Source organism: Streptococcus cristatus (assembly GCF_001578775.1).
Classification (GTDB): Bacteria; Bacillota; Bacilli; order Lactobacillales; family Streptococcaceae; genus Streptococcus; species Streptococcus cristatus_A.
Genome location: NZ_KQ969062.1, coordinates 1,466,921 through 1,467,823, shown reverse-complemented (window position 1 = coordinate 1,467,823; position 903 = coordinate 1,466,921). Strand labels below are relative to the sequence as shown.

Sequence of the window (903 nt, the reverse complement as noted above, 5' to 3'; positions counted from 1 at the left end):
TCTGTAAACACAGAAGCAACTAATCCACAGCCGACTCAACCAACACTGACTACACCTCCAGCACCAACTACACCAGTGAAAGAAGTGGTAAATATTCCTGATGTTAATCATTTATTGAATGCACAGGTGAGAGCGTCCAACCATGAGCAGAATACATCTAATACTGGCGATAAAGCTGTAGATGGAGACGACAATAGTCGTTGGGCAACAGATAGGAATGCAGTAACTCCTCATCTAACCATGACTTTAAATAAGGTGACATCAATCAAGCGAATTGAGATTGATTGGGATCGTAGACAGAGAGCGGGACAGCCTAATGATCCAAATGTGCAAGGATGGAAACTTTATTATGCTACAGCAGAAGCTATTAATGAAGAAGAAGCTACTCGTAAATGGAAACTAGCTTATGAAAAAGATGGTCAACCTATCTTAGATGAAAGGGTTAATCTTGATACTCCAATTGAAGCCAAGTATCTCAAGTTGGAAATCACTAAATACACTGAAGGTAGTATGCGCTGGCGCAATGTCGGTGTTCAGGAAATACGAGCTTATTCTAACATTCCAGAACCAGATAAGGTGACAAATCTTAACCAAGTAGAGTCACTGACTTTGGCTCAAGATGGACATTCACTTGTTTTACCTGAATTACCAGGTAAGGTTAGCTTAGTTGGTAGCAATAAAACAGGTGTGATTGATCTGAATAATAAAATCCACCAACCTCTAACGGACCAGATAGTTAAAGTTTCTTTGCAACAAGTGCATGAAGGCCAAACCATTACCAAGGAATTTGAAGTTAGAGTTCCTGGTCGCTATGCAGACGAGGGAGTTGGAGACAAGCCAACAGTGGCTCCAACTGTTCAGCAATGGCATGGTGAGGAAGGACGTTCTTCTATTTTGGAAGAC

General features: G+C 41.2%; 1 protein-coding gene. It reads left to right on the top strand.

The features are described from left to right. On the top strand, positions 1-903 hold a 903-nt coding region (locus tag SCRDD08_RS07260), incomplete at both ends, for a discoidin domain-containing protein (RefSeq protein ID WP_196756181.1).